The sequence below is a fragment of the Mesorhizobium sp. M1A.T.Ca.IN.004.03.1.1 genome, from assembly GCF_003997555.1.
Lineage (GTDB): Bacteria > Pseudomonadota > Alphaproteobacteria > Rhizobiales > Rhizobiaceae > Mesorhizobium.
In genome coordinates, this window is record NZ_RZTV01001039.1 from 1 (window position 1) to 238 (window position 238).

Below are 238 nucleotides of genomic sequence, written 5' to 3' on the forward strand. Positions count from 1 at the left end.
GCGTTGATGAGCTTGAAGAGATCGAGCTTGCGGTCGGTGCCCATCATGCGGGCGGCGAGCGTCGAGATGTTCTCCCCCGGCCGGACGGTGACGACGCGGATGCGCAGCGGCTTCAGCGAGGCTGCCTCTGCCGGCGTCATACGCCGGAAACTCGCACGCAGGACATTGGCCGTCGGCTCAAGGGCGTCACTGCCTTTCGGCACGGCGGTCAGGAAGCGGAAGATTTGCGAATTGTTGC

1 pseudogene is annotated in these 238 nt (G+C 64.7%); it reads right to left on the reverse strand.

The window, feature by feature from the left end:
* Nucleotides 1-238, reverse strand: a pseudogene (locus tag EOD29_RS34840) (metalloprotease); the annotation flags it as partial.